At 61.3% G+C, this 17,074-nt stretch carries 14 protein-coding genes; 11 read left to right on the plus strand and 3 right to left on the minus strand.

The window, feature by feature from the left end; all coding sequences use genetic code 11:
* The 9 genes from B0E55_RS18305 to B0E55_RS18345 all read left to right on the plus strand — a co-directional run bounded on the left by B0E55_RS18305 (nt 1) and on the right by B0E55_RS18345 (nt 10,307).
* A complete protein-coding gene (locus B0E55_RS18305; protein WP_080910221.1) occupies nt 1-1,212 on the plus strand; it encodes a glycosyltransferase family 4 protein in 1,212 nt (403 codons plus the stop codon).
* Entirely contained in the window at nt 1,209-2,420 is a 1,212-nt protein-coding gene (locus B0E55_RS18310; RefSeq protein ID WP_080910166.1) for a hypothetical protein, read from the plus strand. The genes B0E55_RS18305 and B0E55_RS18310 overlap by 4 nt, the downstream gene beginning before the upstream one ends.
* The gene (locus B0E55_RS18315; RefSeq protein WP_080910167.1) at nt 2,417-3,313 is read left to right on the plus strand and encodes a glycosyltransferase family 2 protein; all 897 of its coding nucleotides are present in this window, start codon (nt 2,417-2,419) and stop codon (nt 3,311-3,313) included. The genes B0E55_RS18310 and B0E55_RS18315 overlap by 4 nt, the downstream gene beginning before the upstream one ends.
* Nucleotides 3,310-4,476 (plus strand): glycosyltransferase family 4 protein, encoded by a 1,167-nt coding sequence (locus B0E55_RS18320; RefSeq protein WP_080910168.1) that lies wholly within the window; start codon nt 3,310-3,312, stop codon nt 4,474-4,476. Before B0E55_RS18315 ends, B0E55_RS18320 begins: the two co-directional genes overlap by 4 nt.
* Before the next feature lie 5 nt (nt 4,477-4,481).
* Nucleotides 4,482-5,279, plus strand: a complete 798-nt coding sequence (locus B0E55_RS18325; RefSeq protein WP_080910169.1) for a WecB/TagA/CpsF family glycosyltransferase — start codon at nt 4,482-4,484, stop codon at nt 5,277-5,279.
* Nucleotides 5,280-5,376: 97 nt separating this feature from the next.
* Nucleotides 5,377-6,408, plus strand: coding sequence for a GDP-mannose 4,6-dehydratase (gene gmd / locus B0E55_RS18330; RefSeq protein ID WP_080910170.1), 1,032 nt, complete (start codon nt 5,377-5,379; stop codon nt 6,406-6,408).
* The gene (locus B0E55_RS18335) at nt 6,405-7,373 is read left to right on the plus strand and encodes a GDP-L-fucose synthase family protein (protein ID WP_020968757.1); all 969 of its coding nucleotides are present in this window, start codon (nt 6,405-6,407) and stop codon (nt 7,371-7,373) included. Before gmd ends, B0E55_RS18335 begins: the two co-directional genes overlap by 4 nt.
* A 53-nt stretch (nt 7,374-7,426) precedes the next feature.
* Nucleotides 7,427-8,752: a UDP-glucose dehydrogenase family protein gene (locus tag B0E55_RS18340; protein ID WP_020968758.1), complete on the plus strand. Its 1,326-nt coding sequence runs from the start codon at nt 7,427-7,429 to the stop codon at nt 8,750-8,752.
* 130 nt (nt 8,753-8,882) lie between these two features.
* On the plus strand, nt 8,883-10,307 hold the full coding sequence (locus tag B0E55_RS18345; protein ID WP_080910171.1) for a polysaccharide biosynthesis tyrosine autokinase: 1,425 nt from the start codon (nt 8,883-8,885) through the stop codon (nt 10,305-10,307).
* Here the strand turns inward: B0E55_RS18345 and B0E55_RS18350 are convergent.
* Nucleotides 10,279-10,803 (minus strand): arsenate reductase/protein-tyrosine-phosphatase family protein, encoded by a 525-nt coding sequence (locus B0E55_RS18350; protein WP_029254712.1) that lies wholly within the window; start codon nt 10,801-10,803, stop codon nt 10,279-10,281. The genes B0E55_RS18345 and B0E55_RS18350 overlap by 29 nt on opposite strands.
* Before the next feature lie 108 nt (nt 10,804-10,911).
* Here B0E55_RS18350 and B0E55_RS18355 point away from each other — a divergent pair, with 108 nt between their 5' ends.
* Entirely contained in the window at nt 10,912-12,231 is a 1,320-nt protein-coding gene (locus B0E55_RS18355) for a UDP-glucose dehydrogenase family protein (RefSeq protein ID WP_080910172.1), read from the plus strand.
* Nucleotides 12,232-12,380: 149 nt separating this feature from the next.
* Nucleotides 12,381-14,057: an Hsp70 family protein gene (locus B0E55_RS18360; RefSeq protein WP_241896089.1), complete on the plus strand. Its 1,677-nt coding sequence runs from the start codon at nt 12,381-12,383 to the stop codon at nt 14,055-14,057.
* Nucleotides 14,058-14,066: 9 nt separating this feature from the next.
* On the opposite strand, the gene B0E55_RS18365 is transcribed toward B0E55_RS18360, so the two are convergent.
* Together B0E55_RS18365 and B0E55_RS18370 are read right to left on the minus strand one after the other, a co-directional pair.
* Nucleotides 14,067-15,329 (minus strand): YibE/F family protein, encoded by a 1,263-nt coding sequence (locus B0E55_RS18365; protein WP_030535944.1) that lies wholly within the window; start codon nt 15,327-15,329, stop codon nt 14,067-14,069.
* 488 nt (nt 15,330-15,817) lie between these two features.
* Complete coding sequence (locus tag B0E55_RS18370; protein WP_019747413.1) at nt 15,818-17,071, minus strand: pyridoxal phosphate-dependent aminotransferase; 1,254 nt, start codon at nt 17,069-17,071, stop codon at nt 15,818-15,820.
* Between the last annotated feature and the right edge of the window lie 3 nt (nt 17,072-17,074).

Genomic DNA, 17,074 nt, shown 5'->3' on the forward strand with positions numbered 1-17,074 from the left:
ATGTACAAGTCGTTCGATGTGGCGCGTTCGAAGCCTGAAGTGAACCCGACGTCCGCCGGTGGATCCACGCCGCCGAAAGCCTTGATGTTCCATGCGATCTATCGGAATCCGGGTGGTGAGGAGCAGAGCTTCGCGAACGAATCCAAGCTCCTCGAGTCGATCGGATACGAGACGGTTCAGTGCACCACCGAGAATTCCAAGATCTCCCGGGGACCGTGGGCGGCAGTCACCGCAGTGTTCAGTCCTCGAGTACTCGTCGATGCGTTGCGCATCATTCGTTCGGAGCGACCGGACATCGTCTACGTGAACAATCTCTGGCCGGCGTTCTCGGCTTCGTTGCTCGTGGCCGCACGAGCCGCCGCAATTCCTACGTTGCAGGCGGTTCGGAACTATCGCCTGGCCACACCGTCAGCCAAGTTGCGCGCAGATGGCACGTGCACCGAATGCGGTTCCACCAATTACTTCACGAGTTGTGTCCGCAACGGATGCTACGGAAACAGCCGACTGCAGAGCCTTGTCTGCTACCTGAGCGCTGCGGCGGTCAAGCTGAGCGTCTTGGGGTGGAAGCAGCACAGGTTCGTCGCAACGAGCGCAATGACAGCACGTCTGGTCGAGGGACGACTGATCGATTCTGGTCGCGTCGTGGTTCGTCCGAACTTCGGATTCGAAGAAAATGAACCCGAGTTCCGGAGCACTGATTCGGTTGTGTGCGTCAGCCGACTGACACCGGAGAAGGGCGTCCTGGACTTGGTGCGCAACTGGCCGCAGGGCGCTGGAAGTCCCTCGCTCACAGTTCTCGGTGACGGACCGCAGTACGGCGAGATCTCCAGCATAAGCGCAGCTCTCGACAACGTCACGCTGGCCGGATTCACTTCACACGAAGATGTGATCGAGATACTCCGCGACAGTGCGGCGTCCGTGGTGCCGTCTCAATGGGCAGAACCGTTCGGGCGGGTTGCGATCGAGTCGATGTCGGTTGGCACCCCGGTCATCTACGCAACCAGCGGTGCACTCGCGGACATCGTCGGACCGGGCGGAACGCCTCTCCATACCTTGGAAGAGTCGTCGATACGCGAGGCCCTCGACCGAATCTTCGGAGCGGACGACCGATCGGCGATACGCAGATCCGCTTATCGTCACTACTCGAATCGCTTCACATCGCGCAAAGCGGCGACGTCGATGCGTGAGCTCATCAACGAGGTGAGATCGTGAACGATCGCACTCGGCATGTGACATTCATGGCCGATCAAGGGCTTTCGAGCGTCCTCACTTTTGTCGTTCTCACCTCGGTGGCACGACTCGGTGGTCCGATCGAAGTCGGCCAGGTTGCCGTGATTCAATCGGCGGGTCTGTTGGCACTGGCACTGGGGAGAGCGATCGGCGTCGACGTCTGGCTGTCGCGAGGGGCGGGGTCCGACGAGCGTGGACCGGCGTTGGCACCTACGATCGTGCTGGCGGCGGTATCGGTGACATTGGTGTGGGCACTGTTCGTGATCGCCGGCTCGGACTCGATGAATCTCACGGTATACGCCTTGGCTGCAGCTGGTTTCGTGGTTTTGGACGTGATACGCACGATGCTGATGCACGACGGAGCGAGTTGGATCTCTGCGTCGATACAGATCGTGACACTCTCGTTCGTCCTTATTGCAGCTTTCCTGGTCGAGAATCTGACACTTGCACTCGTGACCTATACGGTCGGTGTCTTCGTCGCGCTCGCGCTCGGTCACGCATCCATGCGTCTGGTACCGCCGGTGCCGTCGGTCAGGTACTCGCGCACTCACCGATATAGATCCGTGCCGTTTGCGATCGAGATATTGATGGGATCAGCTGCGCAGCAGGCGATGTTCTTGATACTCACCGTGGTGGCGTCGATATCGATGATCGGTGAGATCAGAACTGCCCAGACACTGCTCGGTCCACTGTCCTTGATGTTCGCGGGCATCTCGCCGATTCTGATGCGTAAGTTCGGCAGTGGTGTCGAAGCGATGAGCCCGAGCGAGTGCATGGCACTCGGCCGCCGAGTGGGCTTGCAGATCTTCTGGGTTTCGATCATCTGCGTTTCGCTGATCTGTCTCATGCTCGAGATTCGACTCTCGGGAGTGCGATTGATGGATCATCTGGTCGGACCGCACTTTCCGAACTTGATACCGGTCATTCTGCTCTGCGGGTTGGCGGTGGCGTTCAACGGGATTCTGCTGGGAGTCGGCACGTCGATCCGCGTCGTGGACAAGACGGGAAACCTCAACAGATTTCGCGCCTTGCTGTTGCCTCTGCAGTTTCTGATCGTTCTCGGGGCAGGACTGACCGACAGCGCCGTCCACGTCGCAGGAGCATTGGCCGCGTCGGCGTGCGTCAGCGCGAGCGTCGCACTCCTGGTCTCGATGAACCGTGGCGCCCGACCGAAAGTTGACCTCTCATGAAGAATCCCAGCGGCGTCATAGTGGCGATTCTGACCTTCCGTCGCGAATCGGAACTGGCTGTATGCATCGACAGCGTCCGGGAATCGATCCAGGCTTCCGGTGTCTCCGCCCAGGTCGTAGTAGGCGACAATGATCCGGAATCCACCACACCGACGTATGTTGCCGACGGGATCGAACGACTGCATCTCGGATTCGGCGGGGTATCTCCGGCGCGACGTGCGCTGGTCGATCTCGCCCGTGCAGGAGATCGTCGTTACATCGTCTTCGTCGACGACGACGAGTACGTCGATGTCGACTGGCTGTCGAATCTCCTCACCTGCGCCGCAGATTTCGACGCAGGTGCTGTGGCCGGTCCTGTGATTCCGGTGGGTCTGCCTGCCTCAGAACTTCCATTGCACACTCGCGTTCGCCATTCGACCGGCACCCCGGTTGCGTCTGCAGGCGCTGGAAATCTGTTGTTGGACCTGAAGGCTTTGAACGGCTTGAACTTCAGTGACGACTGGGATCTACCTGGCGGCGAGGACACCGAGTTCACGCTCAGGATGAGCGCCGGCGGTGTCCGGTTGTTGTGGTGCGACGAGGCGCTTGCGTACGAACCCGTCGACGAGAATCGGCGTCGGGACTCCTGGCTCTTCGCCCGGTATGTCAACAACGGACGAATCCTCGCGGTCTGTCAGGGACAGCTCGACCTGCCACTGTTGACGGCTCAGAGTGCCAAACGCGCTCTGCTCGTACTCGCGTCGGCGACGTTGATCCCCGTTGCCCTGATCAGTCCACGGATCAAACGCGTGGTTCTCGACCACGGTGCACGCAACATCGGTTGGTTCTCAGAGCGATTCAGCCGCCGCGATTCTCGGAAGCCGCGCGCACAGAGGCTGGTGGTAGCGCGATGACACGGTTGTTGATGACGGCATACGCCTGCGATCCGAATCAGGGGAGTGAATCCGGTGCGGGTTGGGCGCTTCTCTCGGCGGCTTCCGAACTGTGTGAGTCGATCACGGTGGTGACTCGCTCCGGTGAGGCTCCTGCTTTGGAATCGGAGTGTGAAAAGCTCGGTTGCGAAGTTCGTGTCGTGCGAATAGCGACTTTGACCGCGGAAGAAGCCGGATCGTACGGTCGATACCTCCGATGGCTCTGGCACACTTCACTGTTCGTTCGGCGTGAAGCGGCAAACTTCGACGTCCTGCACCATGCAACTTTCGCCTCCGACTGGCTGCCACCACCGGTGCTGTTCGGTGGAGCCGGCGGCGCACGACTCGTATGGGGGCCTGCCGGGGGCAACACCTACCCGCCGATGCCGCTCGCCAAGCGCATCGGTATGCGGTATCTGGCAACCACGGCAGTTCGAACCTGCTCGACGAAAGCCGTTCGGTCACTGACACATGTCTTCATGGCCGGACGAGTCGACACTTTCATCGCGATGAACTCCGACAGCGGGCGTGGCGCACCGCGGGCACGCAACGTCGTCATCCAACCCAATTGTGTTCTGGACTACGACGGAATCGAGAAGCAAGCGGTACCCAGGCCGAAACGAAGGCTCTTGTTCGTAGGAAGACTGTTGCAGTACAAAGGAATCGACCTGATTCTGGACGCGCTCGAGCATTTGGGCGCCGAGTGGTCCATGACCTTTGTCGGGGAGGGACCCGCCCGCGGGCGGATCGAGAAGTCGCTTCCGTATCGGCGCGGTCAGGTCACGCTTCGCGGGTGGCTCGACAGATCGGAAGTGGTGGGCGAGATGGGGGCCTCCTCCGTTCTGCTCTTCCCGAGCATGCACGATTCGGGCGGCTGGGTGGCGGCCGAAGCGGCTGCGGTGGGCCTCCCGGTGGTCTGTTTGGATCTCGGCGGTGTGCCGACACTGGCCGGTAGTAACGCCGTGGCGATCCCGGTTGCTCCGGCCTCGACTCTCGCCTCTCGTATCGCTCGATCGGTTGTCGAGACAGAACTTTCTTTCTTTGAACCGCAGCGTGATTGGACTCGATCTCGGTTGAAATCGGTCTTGTCGCGCAGCTACGGCCAGTGCAATGAACGTCAACAAACGAACTCGAAGAAGTGGTGAGACAGATGAGCAGTCCGTTCGAGGTCATCGAGGTGGGTGGCATTCCGTTTGCCGCGACCAATCTCGAGGGAGCAACCGATTGGGTAGTCAACGACAGGCGAGAGGGAGCGGGAACCGGAGTCTCCGTGAGGTTGTCGAATTCCTACTGCGTGTCGGCGGCGCACAGCGATCGCGACTACTCCGCGGTTTTGAAGGGTCCCGGTGTGAACTTCGCAGACGGAACCCCGGTCAACTGGGTGATGCGCCTGATCGGCGGCACCGCTTCCGATCACGTCGGTGTTCGACCAGTCCGGGGTCCGTCGTTCTTCGAGGCCACCCTGGACAAGGGGCGCCGCTACGGCCTTCGTCACCATTTTGTCGGCACGACAGAAGAGACGTTGAGCCTCTTGACGGATCGAGTCGAGGAGTTATACCCGGGCATCGAGGTGGCTGGCACTTATGCCCCGCCGTTTGCCGCGTTCAGCATGGAGTTCGTCGATGACATCATCACGAAGGTCGGTCCGTCGGCCCCGGACATCATTTGGGTCGGCTTGGGAGCTCCGAAGCAGGATTTTGTCACGAAGGCGATAGCGGATCGAACCGACTACGTGGCCGTCGGTGTCGGCGCGGCCTTCGACTTCTTGGCCGGAACTGTCTCGGAGGCGCCATCTTTCGTCCAGAACTCGGGTTTCGAGTGGCTGTATCGACTTGCATCGGAACCCAAACGTCTGTGGCGGCGCTACCTGTTCGGTAACTCGACATTCGTTCGGTTGGCATCGCGCGACATTCGAAAGTTCCTCGGCCGTTCGGGGGGACGCACATGAGCGAGATCAAGTCTGCCGGGCGATTCGGAGGAATACGGACCACAACCGTGGTTTCGCAACTATCAGGCGGGCTGTCCCGCAACGGAAGGAACGCAGGATGAAACGCGCACTGATTACCGGAATCACGGGACAGGACGGCTCTTACCTCGCCGAGTTGCTGCTCTCCAAAGGCTACGAGGTGCACGGACTGATCCGTCGATCGTCGACGTTCAATACTTCGAGGATCAACCACATCTATGTGGACCCCCACCATGCGGATGCACGGCTTTTCCTTCACTACGGTGACCTCAGTGACGGAGCGCGCCTGGTGACGCTGCTCGCGCAGATCAAACCGGACGAGGTCTACAACCTCGCTGCGCAGTCTCACGTCAGAGTCAGCTTCGACGAACCCGAACACACGGGGAACACGACAGGTGTCGGGTCGATCCGACTACTGGAGGCGGTTCGGATGGCCGGACTCGACTGCCGGTTCTACCAGGCGTCGAGCTCTGAGATGTTCGGTGCCACACCACCGCCGCAGAACGAGGAGACGCCCTTCTATCCACGCTCGCCCTACGGTGCGGCGAAGGTGTACTCGTACTGGATCACCAAGAACTACCGTGAGGCGTACGGAATCTTCGCGGTGAACGGAATTCTGTTCAATCACGAGTCCCCCAGGCGCGGTGAGACGTTCGTGACGCGCAAGATCACGCGGGCGGTCGCACGTATCAAGGCAGGGATCGAGGATCATCTGTACATGGGTAATCTCGATGCGATACGCGATTGGGGGTACGCGCCGGAGTATGTCGAGGGAATGTGGCGCATGCTGCAGGTCGACGAGCCTGAGGATTTTGTGCTGGCCACCGGTGGCAACTACTCGGTGCGCGACTTCCTCACAGTCGCTTTCGAACACGCAGGTCTGAACTGGGAGAACCACGTTCGATTCGACGAACGGTATCTTCGGCCGACCGAGGTGGACGCACTGATCGGTGATCCGAGCTATGCCGAGCGCAAACTCGGTTGGAAGGCCGGCGTGCACACACCCGAACTGGCCCGGATCATGGTCGAGGCAGACATCGAAGCGCTCGAACATGAAGGGCGCCCGTGGATCGACACTCCGGCACTTCCCGACTGGTTGGCGACGCGATGAGTGATTCATTCGCAGCGCGGCCACTCGATCGAGGCGCACCGTTCTACGTGGCTGGACACCGAGGTCTGGTCGGCTCTTCGGTGTGGCGAAAACTGGAATCTGCCGGCTTCTCCCGGTTGCTCGGACAGACCTCCGCCGAACTCGATCTGCGTGACCGGGAAGCTGTTTTCGATTTTTTCGCCCGCGAAAAGCCGACCAACGTGATCCTTGCAGCAGCAAAAGTTGGTGGGATTGCGGCGAACAGCACGTTCCTCGTCGACTTCCTGTCGGAGAATCTCCGTATCCAGGTGAACGTGCTCGACGCTGCCCTTGCGCACGGCGTCGAGCGTCTCCTGTTCCTCGGATCATCGTGCATCTACCCGAAATTGGCGCCGCAGCCGATCAAGGAGGAATACCTGCTCACCGGGCATCTCGAGCCGACCAACGACGCCTATGCAATAGCAAAGATTGCGGGAATACTCCATGTTCAAGCTGCCAGGCGGCAGCATGGTCGATCGTGGATCTCGGCGATGCCCACCAACCTGTACGGTCCGGGAGACAATTTCTCGCCGCGTGGATCGCATGTACTTCCCGCCCTCGTTCGGCGCTACGACGAGGCGCAGTCGTCCGCAGCGCCGTTGGTTGTCAACTGGGGGAGTGGTAATCCTCGCCGTGAATTTCTGCATGTCGACGATCTGGCGTCGGCGTGTCTGCATCTGCTCGACAACTACGACGGTGCATCGCACGTCAACGTGGGAACCGGCGAGGACCACACAATTCGTGAGATCGCTTCGATGGTCGCCGACGAGGTCGGATACACCGGCGAGACGCAGTGGGACACCTCGAAGCCTGACGGAACGATGCAGAAACTTCTGGACGTGAGCATGATTCGTGAACTCGGATGGCGGCCGACAATCGGATTGCGCGAAGGAATCGCGTCGACGGTCTCGTGGTACCGAGACAACATCGGTGCCGTGCGCACCTGAATTACCCATCCCATCAACACTTCACACACTGTCGAGAAAGCAGATCGAGCAACATGAGCACTCGCATAGCAGTTTTCGGCACGGGATACCTGGGCGCGACACACGCGGCGTGTATGGCCGAACTCGGTCACGAGGTCCTCGGAGTGGATGTCGACGCGGCAAAGCTTGAGAAACTGGCAGCAGGGGAAGTTCCTTTCTACGAGCCAGGTTTGGGCGAGGTCCTACGACGAAACATCGATCGAGGAAGGCTGAAGTTCACGTCGTCTTACGAGGAAGCCGCTGAATTTGCGGACGTGTTCTTCCTCGGGGTCGGTACGCCGCAGAAGAAGGGTGAGTTCGCCGCTGACATGGTCTACGTGGATGCCGTGATCGAAACTCTGGCACCGCTGCTCACCAAACCCGCGGTCATCTTCGGGAAGTCCACGGTGCCGGTGGGAACCGCGGAACGGCTCGGTAAGCGCGCGCGGGAACTGGCACCGGTTGGTGACGGCGTCGAAGTCGCATGGAATCCCGAGTTTCTGCGCGAGGGGTTTGCCGTCCAGGACACATTGCATCCAGATCGTCTGGTGCTCGGGGTCGACCGCGGTCGACACGGTCGCGCGGAATCTGCTGCGCGCGAGGTTTATGCAGACCTCCTCGATGAGGGAATTCCCTTTCTCGTCACGGACCTCGCTACGGCCGAGTTGGTCAAAGCGTCAGCGAATGCATTCCTGGCCACGAAAATCTCGTTCATCAACGCGATTTCCGAAGTGTGCGAGGCTGCCGGCGCCGACGTCACAGTGCTCGCCGACGCGATCGGGTACGACGTTCGGATCGGACGTCGATTCCTCAACGCGGGAATTGGTTTCGGCGGCGGTTGCCTACCCAAGGACATCCGTGCCTTCATGGCTCGCGCCGGTGAACTCGGTGCCGACCAAGCACTGACGTTCCTACGCGAAGTCGACAACATCAACATGCGCAGACGGACACGCATGGTCGAACTGGCGCGGGAGGCATGCGGATCGCTTCTCGGTGCGAGAGTCGCAGTTCTGGGTGCCGCGTTCAAACCGGACTCGGACGACGTTCGTGATTCGCCGGCGCTCAACGTCGCGGGTCAGATTCAGCTTCAAGGCGCAGCAGTGAACGTGTACGACCCGAAGGCCATGGACAATTCGCGTGCGCTGTTCCCGACGTTGACCTATTCGGCAAATGCGTTGGAGGCGTGCGAAGGCGCCGATGTCGTCCTGGTGTTGACCGAGTGGCCCGAATTTTTGAAGTTGCAGCCGTCCGATCTCGATGCAGTCGTTCGCAAGAAGGTGATCGTCGACGGGCGCAATTGCCTTTCCCCCGACGAGTGGCGAGGCGCAGGTTGGAACTACCGCGGACTGGGACGCCCGTGAGCACAGGACGTTTCGTCCGTCGCAGCTGATCGATATCGAAATTGAGAAAGCCCGGTTCGCCCTCGCGGTCTGACCGGCAAAGACCGCTCAGACCCGCAGTGGACATGCGTGAGCCGAAGGAGACATCAAGATGGAAATTGTCGACTACCTGAAGATATTGCAAGCCAGATGGCGAATAGTCGCTGCTGTAACCGTGCTCGGAATCCTGGGAGCCCTTTGCGCTTCTCTTCTTTCGACGCCCGCTTACCAGGCCTCGACGAGGCTGTTCGTTTCGACGTCGGCGGGTACCTCGGTCAACGAGGCACTGCAGGGCAGTCAACTTTCACAGCAGCGAGTTCTGTCCTATACAAAACTCCTGACCGGCCGGACACTTGCGCAGCGGACGATCGACGAACTGGGACCGAGGGTGGTCGGCGGGATGTCGGCTGAAGAGTTGGCCTCCAAGGTCACTGCGACGTCGGCGCCCGACACTGTGTTGATCGACCTCGGAGTCAAGGATCCTTCACCGGAGCTCGCGCGAGAGATCGCAAATACTCTGTCGTCCGAATTCGTCGCACTGGCAAAGGAACTGGAGACGCCCGAGAACGGCGGAACGCCGCCTGCACGTGTGGTCGTCGAGCAACAGGCCCAAGAGCCGTCTGTTCCCGTTTCGCCCAAGACTTCGCGCAATCTCGCTCTCGGAGCAGTGGTGGGACTGGTGTCGGGAATCGCGCTTGCGTTGATTCGCGATCGACTCGACAACACGGTGAAGGATCGTCGAACGGTGGAAGAGATTGCGGGTTCGGCGATGGTGGGCACGATCCCGTTCGACAAAGTCGTCGAAGTCAACCATGCGATCACTTTCAGTGACGGAAATTCCGTGAGTGCCGAAGCCTTCCGTGAATTGCGCACCAACCTTCAGTTCCTCGAGGTGGATCATCCACCGCGTGTCATCGTCGTCACGAGTTCGCTTCCCTCCGAGGGTAAGACGACGACCGCCGTGAACATCGCTCTTGTCTTGGCGGAGGCCGGTAAGTCAGTGTGCCTGATGGAAGGCGACCTCCGGAAGCCGCGAGTGTCGAAGTATCTGGGGTTGATCGGAAGCGTCGGCGTCAGTTCGGTGCTCTCCGGTCAAGCGACGCTGGACGATGTGCTTCAGCCGACCGAATTCGACGGGCTGACAGTGCTCGCCTCCGGACCGATCCCGCCGAACCCGAGCGAACTACTCGGCACGGACACGGCCAAACATGTTCTCGATGAACTGCGGGCGCGATACGACTACGTCATCATCGACGCCTCGCCGTTGCTACCCGTCACGGATGCCGCGGTCCTGGCCGCGATGTCGGACGGTGCTCTGGTGATCGCCCGACACGGCTCCACGAAGCGCGATCAACTGGCGCGCGCGGTCGGAAACCTACAGAGTGTGGGTGCACACGTCCTGGGCACTGTCATCACGATGACGCCGTCTCGCGGACGCAATGCGTACGAGTACAGCTACTACTACGAGTCGGACAAGTCGCTACCGCAGTTGACCGCGGTGCCCGCGCTCAGCGCTCACCGAAGCGAAGTCGGCTGAGCAGCGGGCCGAGGAGATCGGCGATCTCAAGTCCGATCTCGTGAAACACGTTCTCTTCCTTACCCATCGGATCCATGACATTCTCGGGTTCGGCGGCACGAAATCGGGGCCTGGCGGCGGCGAGGTCCTCGACAGTTCGTGCATCTGCGAGCGAGCTCAACCGTGCGGCTTCTCGAAGTGTGAACGTGCGCTTGAGCCGCGCCGGAGCCATCGCCAGGACTTTGTCTCGCTGACTTTCGGTCATCGTGAGAATGAGGTCGGCGTCCGAGGCCAGCGCTGTTGTCATGCGTCGGGCTTGAAACTCCGTGGGGTCGCCGCCGAGCCCCGCGAGAACCCTCGCAGCAGTCGGCTCGATCGGGTGTCCGACCATCGCCCGGGTTCCGGCACTCGACGCGGTGAATCCGGAAACTCCGGCTTCGGCGGCATAAGCACGTGCAAGGCGTTCGCCAGTGGGTGATCGGCAGATGTTTCCCGTACAAACGAAGAGAACGTGCATGCCAGAAGCATAGGTTGCACGCGCGACGCACTCGTCGTACGCCCGATGTTGGTTTCGCGCCCACCTGGCGTACGCGTTTCGGAAAGTTCGGACGCATACCAACAACACATGAAGATGACCGTGTTCGGAACGGGATACCTGGGGGCGACCCACGCAGTGTGTATGGCCGAACTTGGTCACGACGTGCTGGGAGTCGACATCGACCAGTCCAAGGTCGACAAGTTGTCTCGTGGGGAGGTCCCGTTCTTCGAGCCGGGTCTGACCGACATGCTCGAGAAGAATCTGGCGTCGGGTCGGCTGCAGTTCACGACTTCCTACGCCGATGCCGCGGATTTTGCCGACATCCATTTTGTCGGTGTGGGGACGCCCCAGAAGAAGGGGGAGTACGCCGCAGATCTCAGTCATGTTCATTCGGTGATCGACATGTTGGCGCCGTTGTTGCGAAAGCCTTCGCTGATAGTCGGGAAGTCGACGGTGCCGGTAGGCACGGCAGCGGCGCTCGGCGAGCGACTCCGAGCGAATTCGCCGGCGGGTGGCTCGGTAGAGGTGGCCTGGAATCCGGAGTTCCTGCGTGAAGGACACGCGATCGCGGATACCTTGAGCCCTGACCGGTTGGTTCTGGGGATCGATCGTGACCGGCCGGGAAACGCCGAAGGCGTTCTTCGCGAGGTGTATGCCGAGATACTGGGCGCGGGGGTGCCGTTCCTCGTGACCGATCTGGCGACGTCCGAGTTGGTCAAGGGATCTGCGAACGCGTTTCTCGCGACCAAGGTGTCCTTCATCAATGCGATTGCGGAGGTGTGCGAGGCGACCGGCGCCGACGTCACGATGTTGGCCGACGCTCTCGGGTACGACGCTCGGATCGGTAGACGGTTCCTCAATGCGGGCTTGGGGTTCGGCGGTGGTTGCCTGCCGAAGGACATTCGGGCGTTCATGGCACGCGCCGGGGAATTGGGTGTCGACCAGGCTCTGTACTTCCTCCGCGAGGTAGACAGCATCAACATGCGACGACGCACAAAAGCTGTGGAACTGGTGACGGCAGCCTGCGATGGCAGTTTGCTGGGAGCTAACGTCTCGGTTCTGGGGGCCGCGTTCAAGCCCGAATCCGACGATGTGCGCGATTCGCCTGCGCTCAACGTTGCCGGAATGATGCAGTTGCACGGGGCAGCGGTCACCGTTTTCGATCCGAAGGCCATGGACAATTCTCGCCGACTGTTTCCCACCCTTCACTATGCAACCTCCACGTCAGAAGCTTGCAGAAATGCTGATGTGGTCTTGATCGCCACGGAATGGGACGAGTTCGCCTCACTCGTGCCCGGCGATTTGGAACCACTCGTTCGGCGGCGGGTGATCGTTGACGCCAGAAATTGCCTCGATCCGGACCTGTGGCGCGGCGCCGGTTGGAACTACCGCGGATTGGGGCGGTAGGTCGACCGTCCAGGTTGCGAAAAAATAGCTGCGAGAAGGCCTTAGGTGAGATGCGCGAACCTCGCAGACCATGCCCAGTGGGTAGACTTCCGGCCGGGGAATGACGGGGTCTGCTGACGGAACCCGTCGCCGGTCGACGAAGGTGGATCATGAACTTGGTTTTGGGTGTGACGGTGGGAGCCAGCGCTGTGCGTTTGGCGCGCCCGGGGACGCCCGACCACAGTGGTCCGGTGTTCCGATCCAGAGCGGTCGATCGCGGTCGTGAGATTCCGGAGGAAGTCGCAGCGGAGGCAACCGGCGTGGCCTTGACCGAGAATGCCGATCTCGGCAGCAATACGGTCGTCGCCTACCGGGATCAAGCGCAGGCCGGAGCACTCCAAACAGCGTTCGAACAGAAAGGCATCGACAACTTCGAGCTGGTTCCCGAAGTAGTCGCGACGCTTCGAATGCTCGAGGAGTCCGGTGCGCTGACCGACCAGAGCACACTCGTCGTCGTCGACATCGGTAGTTCTGGATCGACGATCAGCATTGTGGACAGGCAGATGCGGTCTACCGTCGTCACCGCCCGGTCGACGCGGGTCAGCGGAGATCACTTCGACGAGCTCGTCTACTCGGATCAGACCGTGCGTCGCCGTATAGCTACGCCGGCCGACCCGGGTGGCGATGCCGAACTGCAGGCGCGATGCCAACTCGCGAAGGAACAGCTGTCCTCACGAAGTGCGGTGTGCCTGCCCGGGCCCGGCGGGCTTCTCCTGCTGTCGCGGGAAGTTTTCGATTCGTTGGTCGTCACGTCGGTGGAGGCCTTCGCACGCGAGATACGAGAGGTCATCGCAACGTCCGGCCGTAACCCCGACGCGATTCTCCTGATCGGTGGCGGTGCACGCATTCCGATCGTGCGGGCGACCCTCGCCGCTTGGCTGGAGTGCCCCCTCATCGCGCCCGAGCAGCCGGAACTCGTGACTGCGCAAGGCGCTGCGCTGATCGCGGAGTCGTCGATGACGCCATCGGCGCGCGCGGTATCTGCCCCGGTTCAGGTTCCGGCTGTAGCGCCGATCTTTGCGCCGTATCCGATCCACACCCCGGCGGAGGTACCCGTTCCGGTTCAGGCGTTCAGCCACGGAGGGGTCGCAACGCTCGCGGAATCGGAGCGGCCGAATGCCTTGTCCGAAGCCGCTTCCGGCACGAAGTCCGTTCCGCAGGAACAGGTGCCGAGCCCTTACGCGGCGGAACTGCCTCAGCCGCGACCGAACCGACACGAGCAACGATTCGATCCGGCCGCAGATCTCGCGGTCGCCGACAGTGACCAGGCCACGGACGGATTCGGCACAGAACATGACGCCGACACCGAGGCTGTGATGGTTGACGCCCAGGCGTACTCGGCGATGTACGAAGGCGAGGCACCCGGGGCAGGAACCGCACACCCGTCCTGGCTCGCCGGGACACAACCCGTCGAATCGACATCCAAAGAGCCGAGAAACCCGCTACGGTTCGCGGGCCTCGGCGCCGGTGTGATCGCGGCGATCGTGATCGTGGGGTTGGGATTGGGCTACGGAGGAAAGGTCTTCGATTCCGAGGATGCCGGACCTGTGGCAACCGAGGTGACTACGCCGCCGCCGACGACCACGACTACCCCGCCGCCTACGACCACAACGACCCCGCCCCCGACGACGACGGAGGAAGCCCCTCCGGTCGTCGAGGCTCCGCCAGTCGTGCAGGACACTTACGTGCCGCCCGCGCCCGCTCCCGCGCCGCCACCGCCCGCGATCTACATTCCGGGGCTTCCGCCGATTCTGTTACCGGTTCTCCCACCGATTCCCGGACTCTGAGGCTCGCTTTCAGCGTTTGGAGTGTCGGCCGCCTGACGTGGGGCCGGCCTTGACCGCACTACCGGGTGGGCGAGCCAGAATCACGGCGATAGCAGTAGTGAGCGGAACAGATAGCGCCAGAGCAATCCCGCCGACCGCGGACCGTACGATTTCGATCGCTACAGCGTCACCGACCAGGACGTCCTGAAGAGGGCGACCGCTGACGCTGAAAAGCAGAAGCAGTGGCAACGCCCCGCCGGCGTACGCGAGAACCAAGGTGTAGACCGTGCTGGCGATGTGATCGCGTCCGACCCGCATCGCCCCGCTGAACACCTTTCGGCGGGGTGCGTGCTTGTCGAGTTCGGCCAACTCGAACGCCGAAGATGCCTGGGTGATGGTGACGTCGTTGAGAACACCGAGCGATCCGATGATGAAGCCCGCCAGCAGCAGGCCCGTGATGTCGATGTGCTCGATGTATGTCTGCACATTGGTGTTCTGCTCTTCGGACAGCCCGGTGAGGTGCGTCAGTTCGATACAGAGGTAGGAGAGAACGGCAGCGAGCACCATCGCGGCAAGGGTGCCGAGCAAAGCCGAACTGGTCTTGAGTGAGACACCGTGCGCCAGATAGAGAACCGCGTACAAGATCACCGCGCCGGCGACCAGTGCGACCGGTATCGCAGGCTTACCGTCGAGCAATGCGGGCAGGAGAAACCCGACGACGACGCCGAAGGCGATCACCAGACCGACGAGTGCGCGCAGTCCGCGCCACCGCGCAACGGCGATGATGACGACGGCGAACGCGATGACGATCAGCGCCAGTGGGAGACCACGCGAATAGTCTTCGAAGGAGTACTGCGTGTTTCCGTTCGGGTCGGTCTGACGCACCAGGCGAATGTGGTCACCGACCCGTAGATCCGGTTGTCCGGCACCCGGGATGATCTCGAGGAGTGTCTTCGTTCCGGCATTCGGCCCGGACTCGATATCGACGATACTGCGCTGGCACTGATAGGCGGAGGTGGGTGGCGGTTGCGGTGCACCGACGAATACCCTTCCGGCGGAGGAACTTCCGCAGTCGCCGAGATCCTGCATCGTGACGGTGCCCGCCTCGGTCTCCACCGAACTGCCGTCGGCATTCTGAAAGGGGAGCGGGACGGGAATGGTGTTCTTGTCCGGCCACAGCGCGACAGCTGCCGCGACGACAACCATGCCGATGACGACGAGCAAGCCTATGACGACGCGTGATGCGGTGGGGCCGATCTGAATGGGGCCACCGTGGCCGTGGCCGTGACTCATCGGAAACTGAGTGTCGGACTGGGGATTTGCACCGGTGCAATGTTATCGGCTCCGAAGCGAATGGTCAGCTTCTGCGGATAGTGTCGATCGACGACAGCGTCGGCACAGGTGATTTCCGGGGAAGAGGCGAAACTGGGATTGGTCGAGCTGGGTGGCGGGGAACAGGGGGGGTTGTCCCCGCCACCAACCTGGTATCCACAGGGGGGGGAGGGATACCAGGTGCTCGCGGCACCGAAGTGCTGATAACCAATGTACCCAATTTCAATCGGGTTTGGCGCGTTGTCCAACTACCAATTTCACGACGAATCACGTACCGGTTGGACCGTTTTCGCATCAGGGCAGGTCACTAAATAGTTAAAGTGTCAATCAAACCGCCTGGTATGCGAATGTTGTGACGAAGGTCTCACAAATACCCCGCACTTTTACGTTTACGGGGTATTTGTACAACGAATTGTTTACCTGATTTTGCCCGATTCGACGGGCCGAAATCACTGCTTGTAACTGGTGAGGAAGTTGCCGAATCGCTCGATGGCCACGGCGAGATCCCGGGCCCACGGAAGGGTGACGATCCGAAGGTGATCGTGGTTCGGCCAGTTGAATCCGGTGCCTTGAACCATCAGGATCTTCTCCTGGAGAAGCAGGTCCTGAACCAACTTCTCGTCGTCGTGGATCTCGTAGACGTTCGGATCCAGACGAGGGAACGCGTAGAGCGCACCGCGGGGTTTCACACACGAAACACCCGGAATCATGTTCAATCGCTCCCACGCGACGTCGCGCTGCTCGAGCAGGCGACCGCCGGGCAGGATCAGGTCTTCGATGCTCTGGTGTCCGCCGAGGGCGACCTGAATGGCGTGCTGTCCGGGGACGTTGGGGCACAGGCGGGTCGACGCCAAGAGGTCGAGTCCCTCGAGGAAGCCGGCGGCGTGATCCTTCGGGCCCGTGATCGCCACCCAGCCGGAGCGGTAGCCGGCGACGCGGTAGGCCTTCGAGAGGCCGTTGAACGTCAGGCACAGCAGATCAGGGGCAAGCGTTGCCAGCGAGATGTGCTTTGCGTCGTCGTAGAGGATCTTGTCGTAGATCTCGTCGGCGAGCAGCAGAAGCTGATGCTTGCGTGCCAGATCGACCAACTGCTGCAGAACCTCCATGGAGTACACCGCACCCGTGGGGTTGTTCGGGTTGATGACGAGGAGAGCCTTGGTCTTGTCGGTGATCTTGGATTCGATATCGGCGATATCGGGATTCCAGTCGTTGGCCTCGTCGCAGAGATAGTGGACGGGCGTGCCTCCGGACAGGCTCGTCATCGCAGTCCACAGCGGGTAGTCCGGCGCTGGGATCAGAACCTCGTCCCCGTTGTTGAGGAGGGCCTGCATGGTCATCGTGATCAGCTCGGAAACACCGTTACCGAGGTAGATGTTGTCGACGTCGAGCTCGGGGAAGCCGGGAACCAGCTCGTAACGCGTCACGATTGCGCGCCGCGCCGACAGAATTCCCTTCGACTCCGAATAGCCCTGCGCATAGGGCAGGGCGGCGATCATGTCGCGCATGATCACATCGGGAGCATCGAATCCGAACGGTGCCGGGTTGCCGATGTTGAGCTTGAGGATCCGGTGTCCTTCCGCCTCCAACCGGGCGGCATGCGCGTGCACCGGCCCACGGATTTCGTACAGGACGTTCTGGAGCTTCGACGACTGCTCCAGCTCGCGCTGCGGCTGACGATGGCGGACGGGTTCTGGTGTGCTCACGAG

The sequence above is a fragment of the Rhodococcus sp. 66b genome (assembly GCF_002076325.1).
In the GTDB taxonomy this organism is placed as follows: Bacteria; Actinomycetota; Actinomycetes; order Mycobacteriales; family Mycobacteriaceae; genus Rhodococcus_F; species Rhodococcus_F erythropolis.